This window comes from Hoylesella oralis ATCC 33269 (assembly GCF_000185145.2).
Taxonomy (GTDB): Bacteria; Bacteroidota; Bacteroidia; order Bacteroidales; family Bacteroidaceae; genus Prevotella; species Prevotella phocaeensis.
This window is the reverse complement of the sequence record NZ_GL833119.1, coordinates 1,337,699-1,353,472: the sequence shown is the minus strand read 5'-3', so window position 1 is coordinate 1,353,472 and position 15,774 is coordinate 1,337,699. Positions and strand designations below refer to the sequence as shown.

Here is a 15,774-nt window from a genome sequence, read left to right as displayed (position 1 = left end):
TAAAATTGATACAAATGGAAGATAAAACACATAAATCGAATATCAGTATTTCCAATATACTGTACATTATAAAAAGCGATCAAAAAAAAATGATCCAATTCATTATCGCTTTCGCAATCGTAGGTATTATTATTTCTTTCAGTATACCAAAGATATATAAAGCTAAAGTTATGCTGGCCCCAGAGATACCCAATACAAGTAATCTTACTTCAAATATGTCATCGCTTGCCTCTATGATTGGTATGGACATGAATTTTGGTAATGCAAACGATGCCATCTATCCAGAAATATATCCGGATTTGATGGGATCTATGGATTTCTTATTCAGCTTATTCCCTATCCAAGTACATACTATTGACGGAACAATAAATTCTTCATATTATAACTACAAATTGAAATTCCAAAAGATTTCATGGTGGTATTACCCTCTCAAATGGTTTCAATCTCTTTTTAATAACAAGGGGACTTCAAAGGATAAAAAAACATATCAGAATAATGCTTTTGAACCTTCTAAAGAACAATACGATATTGCGACATCTATCGAAAAAGACATTAATTGCCAAGTTGATAAAAAGACAAATGTTATTACTATAGAAGTAACAGCCCAAGATCCACTCATTTCAGCTATACTTGCAGATTCTGTAAAAGAAAAATTAAAATCTTTTATCACCCAATATCGGACAAATAAGGCGCGTAACGACTTAGCATATATGGAACAACTTTACAAGGAAGCCAAAATGCAATATACTCAGGCAAGATTGCAATATGCTTCTTACTCAGATGCAAACGAAGATCTACTTCTTCAAAGCTATAAAAGTAAGCAGGAGGATTTGGAAAATGAAATGCAACTACGCTATAATATTTACACACAAGTAGTACAGCAACTCCAATTATCTAAAGCAAAAGTACAAGAGAAAACACCTGTTTTTACAGTACTTCAGTCTGCTACAGTTCCTATTAAACATAGCAATAAACCGAAAATACTCATTCTGCTTGAATTCATATTTATCGGATTTTGCCTAAGAATTAGCATTCTACTGTATAAGAAAAGAGAAGAACTTTTCCAAAAAGATGCGAACTGTTTCTAAAATCAACAAGTCGATGGATAAAGAGAATACCTTTCAAAAGAACAATTCAACAAGTTTATGGAGTATATTAAAAAAAAACAAAACTTCATATTTCATAACTATAGCACTATGCATATTAATTGATATTATTTTATGTCTTTCCATGCCTAAAATGTATGCATCCCAAATTAAAATTTCGGATGAACCAAAAGAAACAGATATCCTTATCGGATTAAGCAATTTTGCTGCTTTGGTTAATAAGGGAGTAATTCCTTCCTTACAAGAGAAAGGTATAAATAATCCTGAAGTTTATCCTTATTTTCTTTCATCTCAAGAATTTGCAATTAAGATTTCCCAGACTAATATAAAAAAATATAATTACAATTTGTTTTACCATATAAAAAAAACTCATAAAGCGACAATAATAGAATGGTTCTACGAAAAAATTATGGGAACGGAAATAAATGATTATATGAGAATCATAAAAATAATACAAAATAATATAAAATATTCTATAACTCCATTTAATCATACAATCACTATCCAATACACCGATAAAAACCCGATTGTAGCTTATACAATAGTCATATCTATACAAAAGCAACTTCAAAAAAGACTGGCTGATCAAAAATACGATCTCAATAAAAAAAGGTTAATTAACGCAACCAGAGAACGCAAAGATGCTGGCATAATATACCATCGTCTCCAAAAATCATATGCGAACTTAATAGAGACAAACACCGATCCGACACTCCCAAGTATAATCACAAAATTAAATCAATTGAGAGAAGAAAGGGACCATGCTTTTGAACTATATCAAAAGGCGTGCACTAAAGAACAACGATACAAATTCTTATCAATAAAAAATACTCCTACTTTCTCTATAATAAGAAAACCATATATCCCATTAAAACCAATATCCCCCAAACCTATTCCCTATTTTTTCACGATTTTAAGTGTCGGATTTATAATAACTACATGGAAAATTCTTTTATTAGAAAAATTAAAATATAAAAGAACGAACCAATAAAAAGTGAATAATGGACTGGATTATAATTATATTCTTAGTTTTTTTACTCGTTTTATTTCACTATTTCAAAATAGGCGATTATTTTTCTCCATGGTTTATAACCACACTTGTCTGGTTTGGGATTATGTCCATGTTTCAATTCGAGAATGGATTATTATATCCTATAGGAAAGCATTTCTACACTTGTTTGCTGATTTGGGTGCCAATTTTCTGTTTCTCTTCAATTACGACATATGTTCTTCTCCCAACTCAATATAGAAAGAAAGCCTCTAAAATTGGTACTATAGATATCAATTATACACTTTTCTATATATTATTTTTTCTAACATTAATAGCTACGCCATTATATCTATACCAAATCCTAAAGGTAGTTACAATGTTTGACTCGACAGATTTATTGTATAATTTACGTATATTGGCAACTTCACAAGAATACGATTTCGGAATAATAAAATATACTTACATTCTAAATCAAGCTCTTTTTGTTATCGCATTATGGAAATATCCTCGGATTCCTTTATGGCAAATTACACTCATATTAATTGCTTACCTCATGGGGCAATTCGCCCTAATGGAAAAAAATGGAATATTCATGTTAGTAATATCTACTCTATTCATACTTTTTGAGAAAAAAATCATAAAGCCACGCTCAATAATTACGACATTAGGGGCTATTGTAATTCTATTTTTCTTAATTAACTTTTCAAAAGAAATAAAATCGGACGTGACAGTTGAGAGTATGTCTTTCATTGATTTTATTGGTGTATATATATTGTCACCTGCAGTAGCTTTTGAATATGTAACAGAAGATTTATCCAATCAATTCGGAGCTCATACATTTGAATACTTTTATGGTATTTTACATAATCTTGATATTGGAAATTTTATTGTATATCAAAGACTCCAAGAATGGGTTTGGGTTCCTTTACCAACAAATGTATACACCATTTTTATGCCCTTTTATGAAGATTTCGGATATATTGGCATCGCTTATTTCGGTATTACATATGGTACAATGTTTGGGTATATATATCATAAATTCAAAAGCGGTAGTTTTATCGCAGGATGCATCTATGCTTTCATTGTAAAAGTCCTTTTTGTACAATTTTATCACGAAGATTTTATTATGAGCATAGCGACTTTCGTACAATACACTCTTTTGATCATTATAATATCACAAACTACAATAACCTTGTTGCCAAAAAGTCCATCATAATCTTTGGTTTAATCATTAAAAATTAGTATTTTTGCAAAGAATAAAAAGATATTTATGGCAACGATAGCTATTGTAGTACTATACAACGACAATACCCAAGAAGCAGAAAATAATATCACAAAACTTTCTAAACAGGTAGACAGAATCTACTTAATTGACAATTCTGCAAATTCATATGAAGAGAGATTCTGTAAATGGGAAAATGTCATATATTTACCACAGCATAAGAATCTTGGTATCGCTACTGCCCAAAATATAGGATTGAAGTATGCACTGGCGGAAAAACCCGATCTTATCGCCTTTGCCGATCCTGATAGTTCTATTCCCGACAATGCTATAAAGGCACTTACTAACAAGTATTTATTACTTAAAGAATGGGATAATGAAATTGGTGGCATCGGCTCTTCTGCATTTGATCTTTTAACTGGCAGACCAATTTCAACCTATCCAAATCTTATTAGGAGAATTTCTCACTTCAAAGTTTATCAACTAACCTATTTAATGAATTCTATATCACTAATTCCTGCAAAACTTTTTGAGGAGGTTGGTCTGATGTGCGAATCACTTTTTATAGATGATGTTGATTGTGAATGGTGCTGGCGAGCAACAAGCAAAAAAGATGTTCATTTCTACCAAGACAGAGAAGTTATTATTTATCATAAATTAGGCAAATCAAGCAGAAAAATTGGAAAGAGGTCAATATCTATCGGTTCTTCTAATAGGCTATTTTATCAATATAGAAATTATTTATGGCTTTTTAAAAAAAAATATGTACCTAAAAAATGGTTACTTTACAATGGTGGAAAATATATCATTAAATTATTTTATTATCCAATATTTGTAACCCCAAGATTCAAAAATTTAATAAATATTTTATTAGGCATAAACAAAGGAATTAAAACCAAATAATAATGAAAATACTAATCACCGGAGGAGCGGGATTTATAGGTTCTCATCTATGTGACAGACTCATATCTGAGGATAATATGATTATAGCCATAGATAATCTCGTATTAGGAAAAAAAGAAAATATTATTCATCTATTAAAAGATAAAAACTTCAAATTCTTTAAAGTTGACATTCTCCATACAGAGACAATGCGACATATATTTAAAGAATATGAATTTGACATGGTTTATCATCTTGCTGCAAATTCTGATATCCAAAAAGGAGGGGATGATCCTCTTGTTGATTATAATCTTACCTTTAATACAACTTTCCATCTGCTTTTACTCATGAAAGAGTTTAAAGTAAAAAAACTTTTTTTTGCCTCCACTTCGGCCATATTTGGTGAAACTACAGGTAAATTAGATGAGAATTTCGGTCCACTGAATCCTGTTTCCAATTATGGTGCTGGGAAACTAGCAAGTGAAGCATTTATCAGTGCTTTCAGTAATACTTATAATATTCAAACATGGATTGCTCGTTTTCCAAACGTTGTCGGTGAAAGATTTACACATGGCGTGATATTCGACTTTATAAAAAAACTCCACAATAATCCAAATGAACTCGAAGTTCTAGGAAATGGAGAACAATGTAAACCATACATTTACGTTAGGGATCTTATAGATGGCATTCAGTTCATTATCCATCATTCTAATAAAGGATACAACGTTTACAATCTTGGCTCTGAAAGTCGTACTAAAGTCAAAGAAATAGCTGCGATGGTTATTGAGGAAATGGGATTGAATGCTACAATAAAATACACTGGCGGAGACCGTGGGTGGACAGGCGATGTTCCAGAATTCAGATATGATGTTTCTAAAGTCAATGCTTTAGGATGGGAGAATCCTAAGACTTCCAATGAGGCTGTCAGAATAGCTATTCAAAAAGGTTTAGGCAAATGAAAGTCATTATTATAGCTGGCGGACAAGGTACTCGTATAGCATCTGTCAATAAAGAAATACCGAAAGCCATGATTCCTGTATGTGGAAAACCTGTATTAGAACGTCAAATAGAAATGGCCAAAAAGTATGGTTATTCTGAATTTATTTTTCTAATTGGTTATTTGGGAAATCAGATACAGGAATATTTTGGTGATGGTAGCAAATGGAATATCCATATAGATTACTATCATGAAAATAGACCTTTAGGTACAGCAGGAGCATTAGCAGAAATAAAAGATTTATTGTCAAACGATTTCTTTATTTTCTACGGTGATACTATTATGGATATCGATATGAATCGAATGCTGGATTACCATTTTTCACATCATGCCGACGCAACTCTATTTGTGCATCCCAACGATCATCCTTTCGATTCAGATATAGTTATCCTTGGTAAGGATAATCGCATTAAGAACTTTGCACATAAACCCCATTCTAAGAATTTTATTAGTCATAATATCGTTAATGCTGCACTTTTCATTTTTAATAAAAAAATTATCAATCTCATAGAACGCGGGAAAAAGACTCATATAGAAAAGGATATTTTTCCAAAATGTATAAAAAAAAACATGAAACTTTATGGATATGTCTCTTCTGAATATGTAAAAGATATGGGAACCCCAAAGCGTTATTATGCCGTATGCCATGATTGGGAAACTGGAAGAGTACAGGCATTGAATATGGACCATAAACGTAAAGCTGTATTTCTTGATAGAGATGGTGTGCTCAATATTGACAATGGTTTAGTCTTCACACTTGATAAAATGGAACTTATAGAACAAGTAGAAAAAGGGCTTAACTATATTCATCAAAAAGGTTATCTTGCTATTATAGTCACTAATCAATCTGTCATTGCAAGAAATCTTTGTACTTTCAATGAACTTGACACAATAAATGCAAAAATGGAAACGTTATTAGGTAAAAAGCATACATATATTGATGCTCTATACTTCTGTCCACATCACCCGGACAGTGGTTATCCAGAAGAACGAAAAGAATATAAAATTCAATGTGAATGTCGCAAACCTGCTCCTGGGCTTCTTCTAAAAGCTGCAAAAGAATTAAATATCAACTTGGCAGAATCTATTATGATTGGAGATAGAGAAAGTGATATTTCTGCAGGAACTAATGCACATGTAAAGCGCTCAATCTTAATTCCGACTAATATCCCCGGTGCTCTTTTGACAGCATTGAAAAAAGAAATTTAGAAAATGATCATAACAAAGACACCTTTTAGAATATCCTTTGCCGGCGGTGGTTCTGATTTACCTGCTTTCTTTCATAAAGAGCAAGGAGCGGTACTAAGTACAACTATTGACAAATATATGTATTTAGTTATTCATCCTTTTTTCAATAAAAATAAAATCCAACTTAAATATTCAAAGACAGAGCTCGTTGGACAGATAAAAGATATCCAACACCCTATCTTCAGGGAGGTACTCAGCATGTATAATCTTGTAGGCGTCGATATAAATTCCATTGCAGATATTCCAGCCGGAACGGGGATGGGATCCAGCAGTTCTTTTACTGTAGGTCTACTTAATGCTGTAAGAGCATATCTTGGCAAGTATTCCAGTGCAGACAAGTTAGCCTCCCTTGCCTGCGAAACAGAAATCACAAAAATAGGGAGCCCCATAGGCAAACAAGACCAATATGCTGCAGCATATGGAGGAATGAACTATATCATATTCTATCCCGATGACACGGTGAAAGTCGAAAAAGTCTTAATGAAATCAACCACTAAAAAGCAATTAGAAGAGAATCTTGTTCTTATATATATTGGTGGTGAACATTCTGCTAATGATATTCTCAAAAGTCAATCTAAAGCAATCGATGCACAAGAGAAATTTCAAATTCAAAAGAGAATGGTTATTTTGGCAGATGATTTACGCAAATCGATTCAAGAAGATCAGATAGACGACTTTGGAAGAATATTGGATGAGGGATGGAAACTCAAGCGTTCACTTGTATCGGGAATATCCAATAACAATATTGATCACATCTATAACAAAGGTATTGAGGCAGGAGCTTTGGGAGGAAAACTTCTTGGCGCAGGTGGAGCTGGATTTATATTATTTTACTGCCCTAAGGAAAAACAAGACTCTTTCCGAAAATGCATGACCGATTTCGAAGAAATAACTTTCGGTTTTGATAATTTCGGTTCGCAGGTCATCTACGTTGGTGATAAATTCATTTAAATATAAAAATATGGATTATAGAAAAGATATAACGGCATATTTTGAACGGGAAAAAGAGATTATAGATCAGATTTCAAAAGATGATATTAACACGTTACTCAATTTATTGAATAAAGCCCGTGATGAACAGCATTTCGTTTTTATTTGCGGTAATGGAGGCTCTGCTGCAACAGCTTCACACTACTGTTGTGATTTTAATAAAGGCATATCCAATAATCAGAAAAGCAAGTTCCGATTTATATGTCTAAGTGACAATATTCCGTCTATGATGGCCTATGCTAACGATTATAGTTGGGAAGAAATATTTGTTGGTCCACTTCGTAATCTTTTTAAAGAAGGAGATTATGTTATAGGTATCAGCGGTTCCGGAAATTCTTCTAACGTAATTAAAGCACTTCAATACGCAAATGAACACAATGGCATATCCATTGGTATTACCGGATATGACGGGGGCATTATCAAAAAAATCTGTCAATATAACGTTCATATACCTGTTAAAGATATGCAAATATCGGAAGACCTCCACATAATGCTTGATCATTGTATGATGAATATTCTATGTAAAAATGGCGAAAACAGATAACTATCCGCTTGTATCAATAATTATGGCAACTTATAATGAGCCAACTTTGCTCATAAAGAAATCCATACATAGTATTCTAAATCAAGATTACTCAAATATAGAACTACTTATTGCTGATGATAGTACTAATATTGAAACGATAGAGGTTATAAATTCTATTGCAAACGAGAATAATCGCGTAAAAATTATACGTAAAGGCAATAAGATGGGATTTGTACCTGCCTTAAATTATGCCTTAAGAGAAGCAAAGGGCTCTTTGATAGCAAGAATGGATGGAGATGATGTGGCACTACCTGATAGAATTACCAAACAAGTAAATTATGCATTAAATAATCCAACCATCGATGTGTTTGGAGGAAGTATAAATATCATTGACGGAAATGACAAAATTATATCAGAAAGGTACTATCCCACCTCATCTCTAAGCATCCAAATCATGTTTGTTTTCCGTTCCCCATTTGCACATCCGACAATCATGTTCCGCCGTAAAATAATTGATACAGGTTTCTTTTATAATCCTTTTTATAAAAAAGCTGAAGATATAGACTTTTTCATACGCCTATACAAACATGGATATAAATTTGGCAATCTAAAAGATAAACTTTTAAACTATCGAGTTCCAAACGATTTGCAGGAGAAACGTAATAGAGAACAGTGGATTTTCAATCATAAAGCACGGAAAAAATTCATATTACGAAAACCTTTTTTTAGTATTGCCTCTTTCGTTATTTCTTGGACATACAAACATATTCCAAATACTTTTGTTGCAAGATACTACAGAAAGGAGAATAACAAAATATCCTAAGATCTAATAATTGATGGCAATCATGTAACCATGTCCTTTAAAGAATAAGGATACGGATAATTAGATAAGCGAAAATATTATCGTTTATGAGGTTTATTGGATAACAATTATTTTCTATACATACTATTGATCAGTATATACAATATTTCCAGTAAAATTATGTTTAAATTATAAAAGAAGAATATACAAGTCGGCGCGTATGACGAACATAGACATAATAATTATTATTGGTGCCCTTTTACTTAGCATGATATGCGGTTTTCTATCAATTCCTCTCATTCTTAATTATTGTAAGAAAGAGAAACTTTACGATGCCCCCAACTCCCGCAAAATGCATAAAATACCTGTTCCGCGTTTAGGAGGAATATCTTTTATGCCCAGTATGCTTATTGCTGTTATTATTGCTCTATTTGTCCTTAACAAAAATAGTGATGGACACAATACACAAATTAATCTTTGGTCATTGTATTTTCTCATCAGTCTGTTCATTATCTATATAGTTGGCCTTATCGACGATCTTATCGGCCTGAATGCAAGTATAAAATTTACAGTCCAATCTATAGCTGCAACCATAATACCACTATCCGGTTTATATATCAACAATTTATATGGACTATTCGGAATACACGACATACCTTTTTGGGTAGGTGTTCCTCTTACCGTTTTTATTATTGTCTTTATAGACAATGCCATGAATCTAATAGATGGTATTGACGGATTATGTGCAAGTATCTCTATCATTGCATTAATAGGATTTATGATAGGATTTTACACCGAAGGTTTAGAAGTTTACTGCATTATGATTGCCGGCATGATAGGGGTTCTTATTCCATATCTATACTTTAATCTATTTGGCAAAGTAGAGAACAACAGAAAGATTTTTATGGGAGATAGCGGAAGTTTAACTCTCGGATTTATCCTTAGTGTCCTTTTCATTAAATACTCCATGGATAATCCGAACGTGATGCATTTCTACCTTAGTCGCATGCCTATAGGCTACTCGCTATTAATAATTCCAACATTCGATGTTGTAAGAATTATACTGTATCGCATACGTAATCATCGCCCAATTTTCGATGCCGATAAAAATCATATTCACCATAAACTCATGAGGATAGGGATTTCCATGCATAACACACTCATCATAATTCTTATTATCGATATAGCTTTTGTCGTAATTAATATATTACTATATCCCAAATTAGGATTTACCATAATCTTCTTACTTGATATTTTTATTTACACTCTTTTTCATCTTATACTTAACTATTACATCGGTAAAAGAAGGAAAAAAGAAATTATATGAAAAGATTTATCGACTGTATCATTGCCATCTTGTGCTTAATTGTGTTTTGTCCATTATTCTTTCTTTGTGCTCTTGCCATTTGCATAGAAGATGGATTTCCAATTATCTATAGCCAAGAAAGGATTGGAAGATATGGGAAAACCTTTTTAATTTATAAATTCAGAAGTATGCGAATAGATGCAGAAGAATATGGAGAGCCGCAATTACACGAAAAAGATAAAGACACTCGTCTCACGCGCATCGGGCGTTTTCTGCGATTACACCATCTTGATGAACTGCCGCAATTGTGGAATGTCATCAAAGGAGATATGGCTTTCATCGGCCCGAGGCCCGAACGAAAGTTCTATATCGACCAAATTATGAAGCACGATCCGCGCTACACTTTCCTTTACCAGATACGTCCGGGCGTAACGTCTTACGCCACTCTCTACAACGGATATACCGACACGATGGAGAAAATGCTGCACCGACTGGAACTCGACCTGTATTATCTGGAACACCGCTCATGGTGGTTCGACACTAAAATACTGGTCAAAACTTTCATCAATATCGCTTTCGGCAAGATTTTCTAAAAGAAGAAACACCTGCGCTTCCGTCAGAAACTATCGAAATACAACCGCAATCGGGAAGATTTAAGTATCATTTTGCTTCCATCTAATGCCTCTGTTTTAAAATGTTCCTCTAAGCGATTAATGCCAAAAGGCGCCAATAACTTGGCATCATCTATGGGAATATCTCCGCCATCCGCTCCCTGATCCTGATGTAAATGGTTGGCATAAGGGGTGTGTACGAACAAGCTGTCTTTCACCCGCTCGAAGCGCAAATAATATCCTTGTTCGTTGCGGTCGGCATCTTTCACATTAATTAGCTTATACTGCACACCCCAGAAGATGCGTTGCCGCGACAGATCCCTGCTTTTTCCGGTATCTAAAGTATCTATACGCACAAGATGCCAGAAGCCATCAAGTTTGCCATTCCTACTCGTTTCGATAGTACAACTTGCGAACATTGCCGCAAACACCGCTGCTACAATAAAATTTTTCTCTGTATATTTCATTCGTATATATTCTTTATAGAGTACATTTAATATGCTTGTAAAGTATGTGTACGGGCGATAGGGGCATCATCTGATTCCGAAAAACCCGCTTTTCGACAACGTAAGCTGAAACCCCGTATTGCGTCCGAGTATTCCTCCGAAGTCCATAGCATAAGCACCTTTTACCCTCCAATCATGCTTGAAACGGTAAGATGCCTCTAAAAGAAAACTCACATTGTGGTGCACTTTCGTATAAGGATCATAATAAGTGCCCCACCCTTTCTGATAGGTAGCAAGCATGCGATAGCCGATATGTTCCGTCGGATTGCCGTCTACACCGGCATGGAACGCTATAAAACGATTGTTGCTCACTCGAATTGTCCCGTCTTCATTATAGATAGGCGACCGATAGAGCGGATTTCCTAACACCTGCCCCCAATGCTGCCAGCCGGTATAATTGCCATGATTGTAATAATTGTCCATACCCGCGATGTGGTCGGGAATGTTCTTCGTGCGGTCGTGGTTATACGGACCGCTTTGATATTTGGTATAAATATACTCGAAAACAATATCTCGCAGCCACGATCCATACTTCAGATTAATCTCCGTACCGAGCATGATATCTTTCAAATTATACAGAAAGAAACGCCTTTTCTTTTTCACATTCCACTCCTCGCCCGTACCATAACCATTGTAATCTACCATAAACATCTGGCTGTGATCTTCGAAATAATGGTCGGCATAAACGTGTGCAGCCCATGTATCAGCATCATAATTCAGCCTCATCACCCAACTTCCCAGCTGGTTTCCGGCGATATTGCCGTATAATCCATCCGTTTCGTCCTGCCCACCCGGTAAGAATGCATGCCAAAAGTCCTTAAAACTCGTTCCTCCCTTTATAATCCGGTCTTTCGTACCATTCACCAAATGAGCCTCTCCACCGAAAGTACATGCCATTTCCAAGCCCAACTCCAACGACATAGGCATAAATCTATCGGGATTTCCGATCATAAGATAACCGGCCTTACTATGGTAGAGCACGTTGTCGGCATAGCGGTGCTGTTTCGCCGTGAAGTCGTGTTGCCAGTTATCATCGGTCATCATACCGTAAGCAATGTGACCTTTTAAATGGAGCCACCCCTTGCCGAAAGGAAGTCGCCAATAATCCGGCAGAGCCAAACGCACCTGCGGTACCGGTCGTGCATTAATGCCTAAAGTCTGCGAACCACTGCTCAGAAGATTATTCTTCAGCTGCATGGGATATTCTTTACTACCCAAACTCAACACACCATGGAGCCATCGAGCCTCCACAAAGGCCTGCTGTACCACAAATTTACTTGTATAATGTAACGGCACCGCCACGTCTATACCGTAGCCGATGCCCCATCGTCGGGCCGAATCCGTATTGATTTGTCTAATAATGGCGCCGCGCACATATCCGTTAGTTTTATCCAACGAACTCAGTCCATACTTGTTGGCATTGAGCCACAAAGGCGTCTTCCCATCGGAAAACGATCCCTGTATCTCTACCCGATAGCCGATTTCCTTTATCGGATCGAGCTTTTCGGCATGATCTACGTCTGTCCATGCTTGTGCAAAGACCGTGGTTGTGGCGACAAATGCCAAGGACAACGTGATGAGTTTTTTCATTATTCTATTCTTATCTTTCAAATAGTGGTAACTTACTGTTTATTTTTCCAACCAATGGCCGCCCCTTTCGTAACAGCTGCCCATTGTCTGTAATAACGCTGATATATTCTTTATATTGCGCAAAATTTCATGTATATAGCAGAAAGATTATAATATAATATTAACCTTCCTCTATATGAAACACATCATTTATCAAATTATAATCATAAAAAACTCTATGTTTCCGATAAATAACACCCCTGAAAATACGACTGAATTATTACAAAAACACAGAGAAAAAACAAGAAGAAAGTTGCACAAAAGTTATGTTAACAATTCTTGATCGTTCAACTTAGTTGTAATTTAGTTGCAACTTTGCGCTTATAATTTATTAAAAATCAGCACCTGTTCCTATATATAGAAGATAGGAAAGATAATAAGACAGAAGATAATAGATAGAAAATAACTTCGTCGAAGAAAGAAAATCATTCGATCGTCACCGATTTCTTCTTTTCACAGTTTGTAAAAATGAAATCAACAAACAGACGATGGAACAGTGGAAGACTCTCGGAATTTACATCCCGTCTTTAACTCTTCGTCTATTCACAGCAAACTATCGAAGCAGAAATCCCCCTTCCACAAGCACTACAGGAGTATGCTCTACCTTCTTCACCCCTAATGCCTATCGCCCCTAAACGACACCTCTAACAACGATAAACAATACAACATAAAGAACTATGATCGATATATAGCGACAAAAGAACAAACTGTTGTTATCTTTACAGCAATAATTCGAACCGCATGACACCAAAACCTCGAAACAGAAGGCACTACAAAGCTGAGAAATAGAGAAAAGAACCTTTAGGGATTTTCCCCTGCAGTTTAGGGAAAATCCTTTCCAAGTTCAAACTATTCTTCGTTTCTTTGCAGCGTGAAGATGAAGAAACTACAGCAGTTAAATCACTCACAAAGAGAATATCAACAAGTAAAAATATACGATTATGAAAAAGTTTATATTAGCCCTTACAGCACTGTTGACCATAACAGTTTCGGCAAGCGCCATGAGTTATGAGCAGGCCCGTCAGCAAGCTTTGTTCCTTACAGACAAGATGGCTTATGAGCTTAATCTGACCGATGACCAATACGAGGCGGCTTACGAGATCAACCTCGACTATCTGATGAGTATCAGCGACTACAGCGATCTGTACGGTGCTTACTGGCAGCAGCGCAATATCGACCTGAGTTACATACTTCTCGACTGGCAATATCGTGCCTATATCAACGCTACTTACTTCTATCGTCCGCTTTATTGGAGCGGCGGTTACTGGCACTTCGGTATTTATGCACGTTATCCCCACCGCGACTATTTCTTCTTTGGGCGCCCTGATTTCTACGGAGTTTACCGGGGTAGCCACAGTTGGAGCGTAAACGGAGGACGTTCTTGGTACAACGGACGGCGTTTCGGACCGCGTCCGGGCTACGAAGGAATAGGCATGCGCGACGGTTTTAACCGCGGAGATTACGGACGGGGCAGCAATAGAGTGTTCGGAAACGGTATAGATCGCAGCAACGGAAGCGGCAGAAATTCATTCGGCAGCCAAAGTTATCCGCGACAGAACAGAGGTTCGTTCGGCAATGGTGTTCCGTCTACCCGCAACAATTCGACTTTTGGCAACGGTAGTTTCGGCAACCGTCAGAGCAGCACACGCTCTACAGTTACACGCCCCGAAACATCCGGTAGCGGTTACAGCCATTTCGGTTCAAGGAGCAACGGCAGCCTGTCTAACGGATATGTATCTCCTCCCAACAATACATTCTCGCCGAGTCGCTCCACTTCGCCCCGCTCATCATCAGAATCTTCGTTCGGTTCCACATCACGCAGCACGGGTACGTTCGGCTCAGGTTCACGCAGTAACAGCGGTTCATACTCGCCAAGTACCCGCAGCAACAGCGGTTCGTTCGAGACAAGTCCGCACAGCGGTTCCCGTTCATTCGGTTCCGGCAGCCGGAGCATGGGAGGTTCGTTCGACGGAGGTATGAGCAGTTCCGGCTCTTTCTCACCGAGCACTCGCAGCAATACAGGCTCTTTTGGCGGAGGAGCACGTAGCAATTCCGGTTCTTTTGGTTCCGGTAGTCGAAGCATGGGAGGCTCTTCATTCGGCGGAGGAGGCGGCAGCACCAGCCCGAGTCAGAACAGCGGAGGCGCTCACTTCGGCAGTCGAAGATAGGAAAACAAAGCAATTTAATGTAAAAACTCATATAGGCAAGAACTTCAAAGGTAAGTTCTGCAAGGTAAAAGATTTGTTTGAAGGACCGAAATTATAGAGTTATAAAAAAGGATTATTTTTAGGTAACAAAATTAGAGAGTTATAATTAAATTGGGAATGTGCGGGTTCTAAAGTATTAGGATCCGCACTTCTGCGTTCGTCATCTTCTGCACTTCGTTCATCGGCAGTTTAAAATAAACGCTCTGAATGGCCTTATTAATAATGCCGTGCCCCACGGCAAGCACTTTTTTATCGGGATAGTTCACCTTAATGAAGGTAAGAAAATTCTGCGCACGCGACTTCAGTTTTTCTATCGACTCTACGTTTTCGGGCCACTCTTTGTCTTTCAGATCAGGGATAAACGCACCGGTAAAGTCGCCCCAATCGCGTTCTCGCAGCAACGGAGTAGTCTCCACATCCTTATGATGCGGTTGCGCAATAATCCTGCAAGTATCGACCGAACGCTTCAGATCGCTTGCCACGAAAGCATCTATATCCTCATCGGCCAGCCTGTCGCGCACCTCTTCCGCCTGTCTGATGCCATTCTCGTTCAATTCTCCCTGCTGTTGTCCTTGCAAAATCTGTGCTGCATTGTCCACCGTTTCGCCGTGGCGCACCAAATACAATGTTGTCATATCCAATATATTTTATCCTGCAAAAGTACAAAAAAACTCTGTGCAAACGGAATATACCGCAGGTGTATTGCAAACAGGGGGCCATGCTATGCACGAAAGAAATACTGTCTATCGTG

At 36.8% G+C, this 15,774-nt stretch carries 16 protein-coding genes; 13 read left to right on the top strand and 3 right to left on the bottom strand.

Annotation, left to right across the window (positions count from 1 at the left end; all coding sequences use genetic code 11):
- Positions 1-14: 14 nt before the first annotated feature.
- From HMPREF0663_RS08195 to HMPREF0663_RS08145, 11 genes are all read left to right on the top strand, one after another.
- On the top strand, positions 15-1,088 hold the full coding sequence (locus tag HMPREF0663_RS08195; RefSeq protein ID WP_004369949.1) for a GumC domain-containing protein: 1,074 nt from the start codon (positions 15-17) through the stop codon (positions 1,086-1,088).
- A 13-nt stretch (positions 1,089-1,101) separates the two neighbouring features.
- The gene (locus tag HMPREF0663_RS08190) at positions 1,102-2,097 is read left to right on the top strand and encodes a GumC domain-containing protein (RefSeq protein ID WP_016665225.1); all 996 of its coding nucleotides are present in this window, start codon (positions 1,102-1,104) and stop codon (positions 2,095-2,097) included.
- A 10-nt stretch (positions 2,098-2,107) separates the two neighbouring features.
- Positions 2,108-3,313, top strand: a complete 1,206-nt coding sequence (locus HMPREF0663_RS08185; protein ID WP_004369947.1) for an O-antigen polymerase — start codon at positions 2,108-2,110, stop codon at positions 3,311-3,313.
- Between the two features lie 54 nt (positions 3,314-3,367).
- A complete protein-coding gene (locus HMPREF0663_RS08180) occupies positions 3,368-4,222 on the top strand; it encodes a glycosyltransferase (RefSeq protein WP_004369946.1) in 855 nt (284 codons plus the stop codon).
- 2 nt (positions 4,223-4,224) lie between these two features.
- Positions 4,225-5,160, top strand: coding sequence for an NAD-dependent epimerase/dehydratase family protein (locus tag HMPREF0663_RS08175; protein WP_004369945.1), 936 nt, complete (start codon positions 4,225-4,227; stop codon positions 5,158-5,160).
- On the top strand, positions 5,157-6,407 hold the full coding sequence (gmhB, locus tag HMPREF0663_RS08170; RefSeq protein ID WP_004369944.1) for a D-glycero-beta-D-manno-heptose 1,7-bisphosphate 7-phosphatase: 1,251 nt from the start codon (positions 5,157-5,159) through the stop codon (positions 6,405-6,407). The genes HMPREF0663_RS08175 and gmhB overlap by 4 nt, the downstream gene beginning before the upstream one ends.
- Before the next feature lie 3 nt (positions 6,408-6,410).
- Positions 6,411-7,397 (top strand): GHMP family kinase ATP-binding protein, encoded by a 987-nt coding sequence (locus tag HMPREF0663_RS08165; protein WP_004369943.1) that lies wholly within the window; start codon positions 6,411-6,413, stop codon positions 7,395-7,397.
- Positions 7,398-7,407: 10 nt separating this feature from the next.
- The gene (locus HMPREF0663_RS08160; RefSeq protein WP_016665226.1) at positions 7,408-7,980 is read left to right on the top strand and encodes an SIS domain-containing protein; all 573 of its coding nucleotides are present in this window, start codon (positions 7,408-7,410) and stop codon (positions 7,978-7,980) included.
- Positions 7,964-8,785 carry a glycosyltransferase gene (locus HMPREF0663_RS08155; protein ID WP_004369941.1) on the top strand — a complete coding sequence of 274 codons (822 nt, stop codon included), beginning with the start codon at positions 7,964-7,966 and terminating at the stop codon, positions 8,783-8,785. The genes HMPREF0663_RS08160 and HMPREF0663_RS08155 overlap by 17 nt, the downstream gene beginning before the upstream one ends.
- Before the next feature lie 199 nt (positions 8,786-8,984).
- Entirely contained in the window at positions 8,985-10,091 is a 1,107-nt protein-coding gene (locus tag HMPREF0663_RS08150; protein ID WP_004369940.1) for an MraY family glycosyltransferase, read from the top strand.
- Positions 10,088-10,663: a sugar transferase gene (locus HMPREF0663_RS08145; protein WP_004369939.1), complete on the top strand. Its 576-nt coding sequence runs from the start codon at positions 10,088-10,090 to the stop codon at positions 10,661-10,663. The genes HMPREF0663_RS08150 and HMPREF0663_RS08145 overlap by 4 nt, the downstream gene beginning before the upstream one ends.
- 23 nt (positions 10,664-10,686) lie before the next feature.
- Here the strand turns inward: HMPREF0663_RS08145 and HMPREF0663_RS08140 are convergent, their stop codons facing one another.
- Positions 10,687-11,148, bottom strand: a complete 462-nt coding sequence (locus HMPREF0663_RS08140) for a lipocalin-like domain-containing protein (RefSeq protein ID WP_004369938.1) — start codon at positions 11,146-11,148, stop codon at positions 10,687-10,689.
- Between the two features lie 66 nt (positions 11,149-11,214).
- Positions 11,215-12,777 (bottom strand): capsule assembly Wzi family protein, encoded by a 1,563-nt coding sequence (locus HMPREF0663_RS08135; RefSeq protein ID WP_004369937.1) that lies wholly within the window; start codon positions 12,775-12,777, stop codon positions 11,215-11,217.
- Positions 12,778-13,304: 527 nt separating this feature from the next.
- On the opposite strand from HMPREF0663_RS08135, the gene HMPREF0663_RS11955 reads away from it, so the two are divergent.
- Both HMPREF0663_RS11955 and HMPREF0663_RS08130 read left to right on the top strand, forming a co-directional pair.
- The gene (locus HMPREF0663_RS11955; RefSeq protein ID WP_155811932.1) at positions 13,305-13,451 is read left to right on the top strand and encodes a hypothetical protein; all 147 of its coding nucleotides are present in this window, start codon (positions 13,305-13,307) and stop codon (positions 13,449-13,451) included.
- A 306-nt stretch (positions 13,452-13,757) separates the two neighbouring features.
- Entirely contained in the window at positions 13,758-14,984 is a 1,227-nt protein-coding gene (locus HMPREF0663_RS08130; protein ID WP_004369936.1) for a hypothetical protein, read from the top strand.
- Positions 14,985-15,151: 167 nt separating this feature from the next.
- Here the strand turns inward: HMPREF0663_RS08130 and HMPREF0663_RS08125 are convergent, their stop codons facing one another.
- Positions 15,152-15,658, bottom strand: coding sequence for a histidine phosphatase family protein (locus HMPREF0663_RS08125; protein WP_004369935.1), 507 nt, complete (start codon positions 15,656-15,658; stop codon positions 15,152-15,154).
- Positions 15,659-15,774 lie beyond the last annotated feature (116 nt).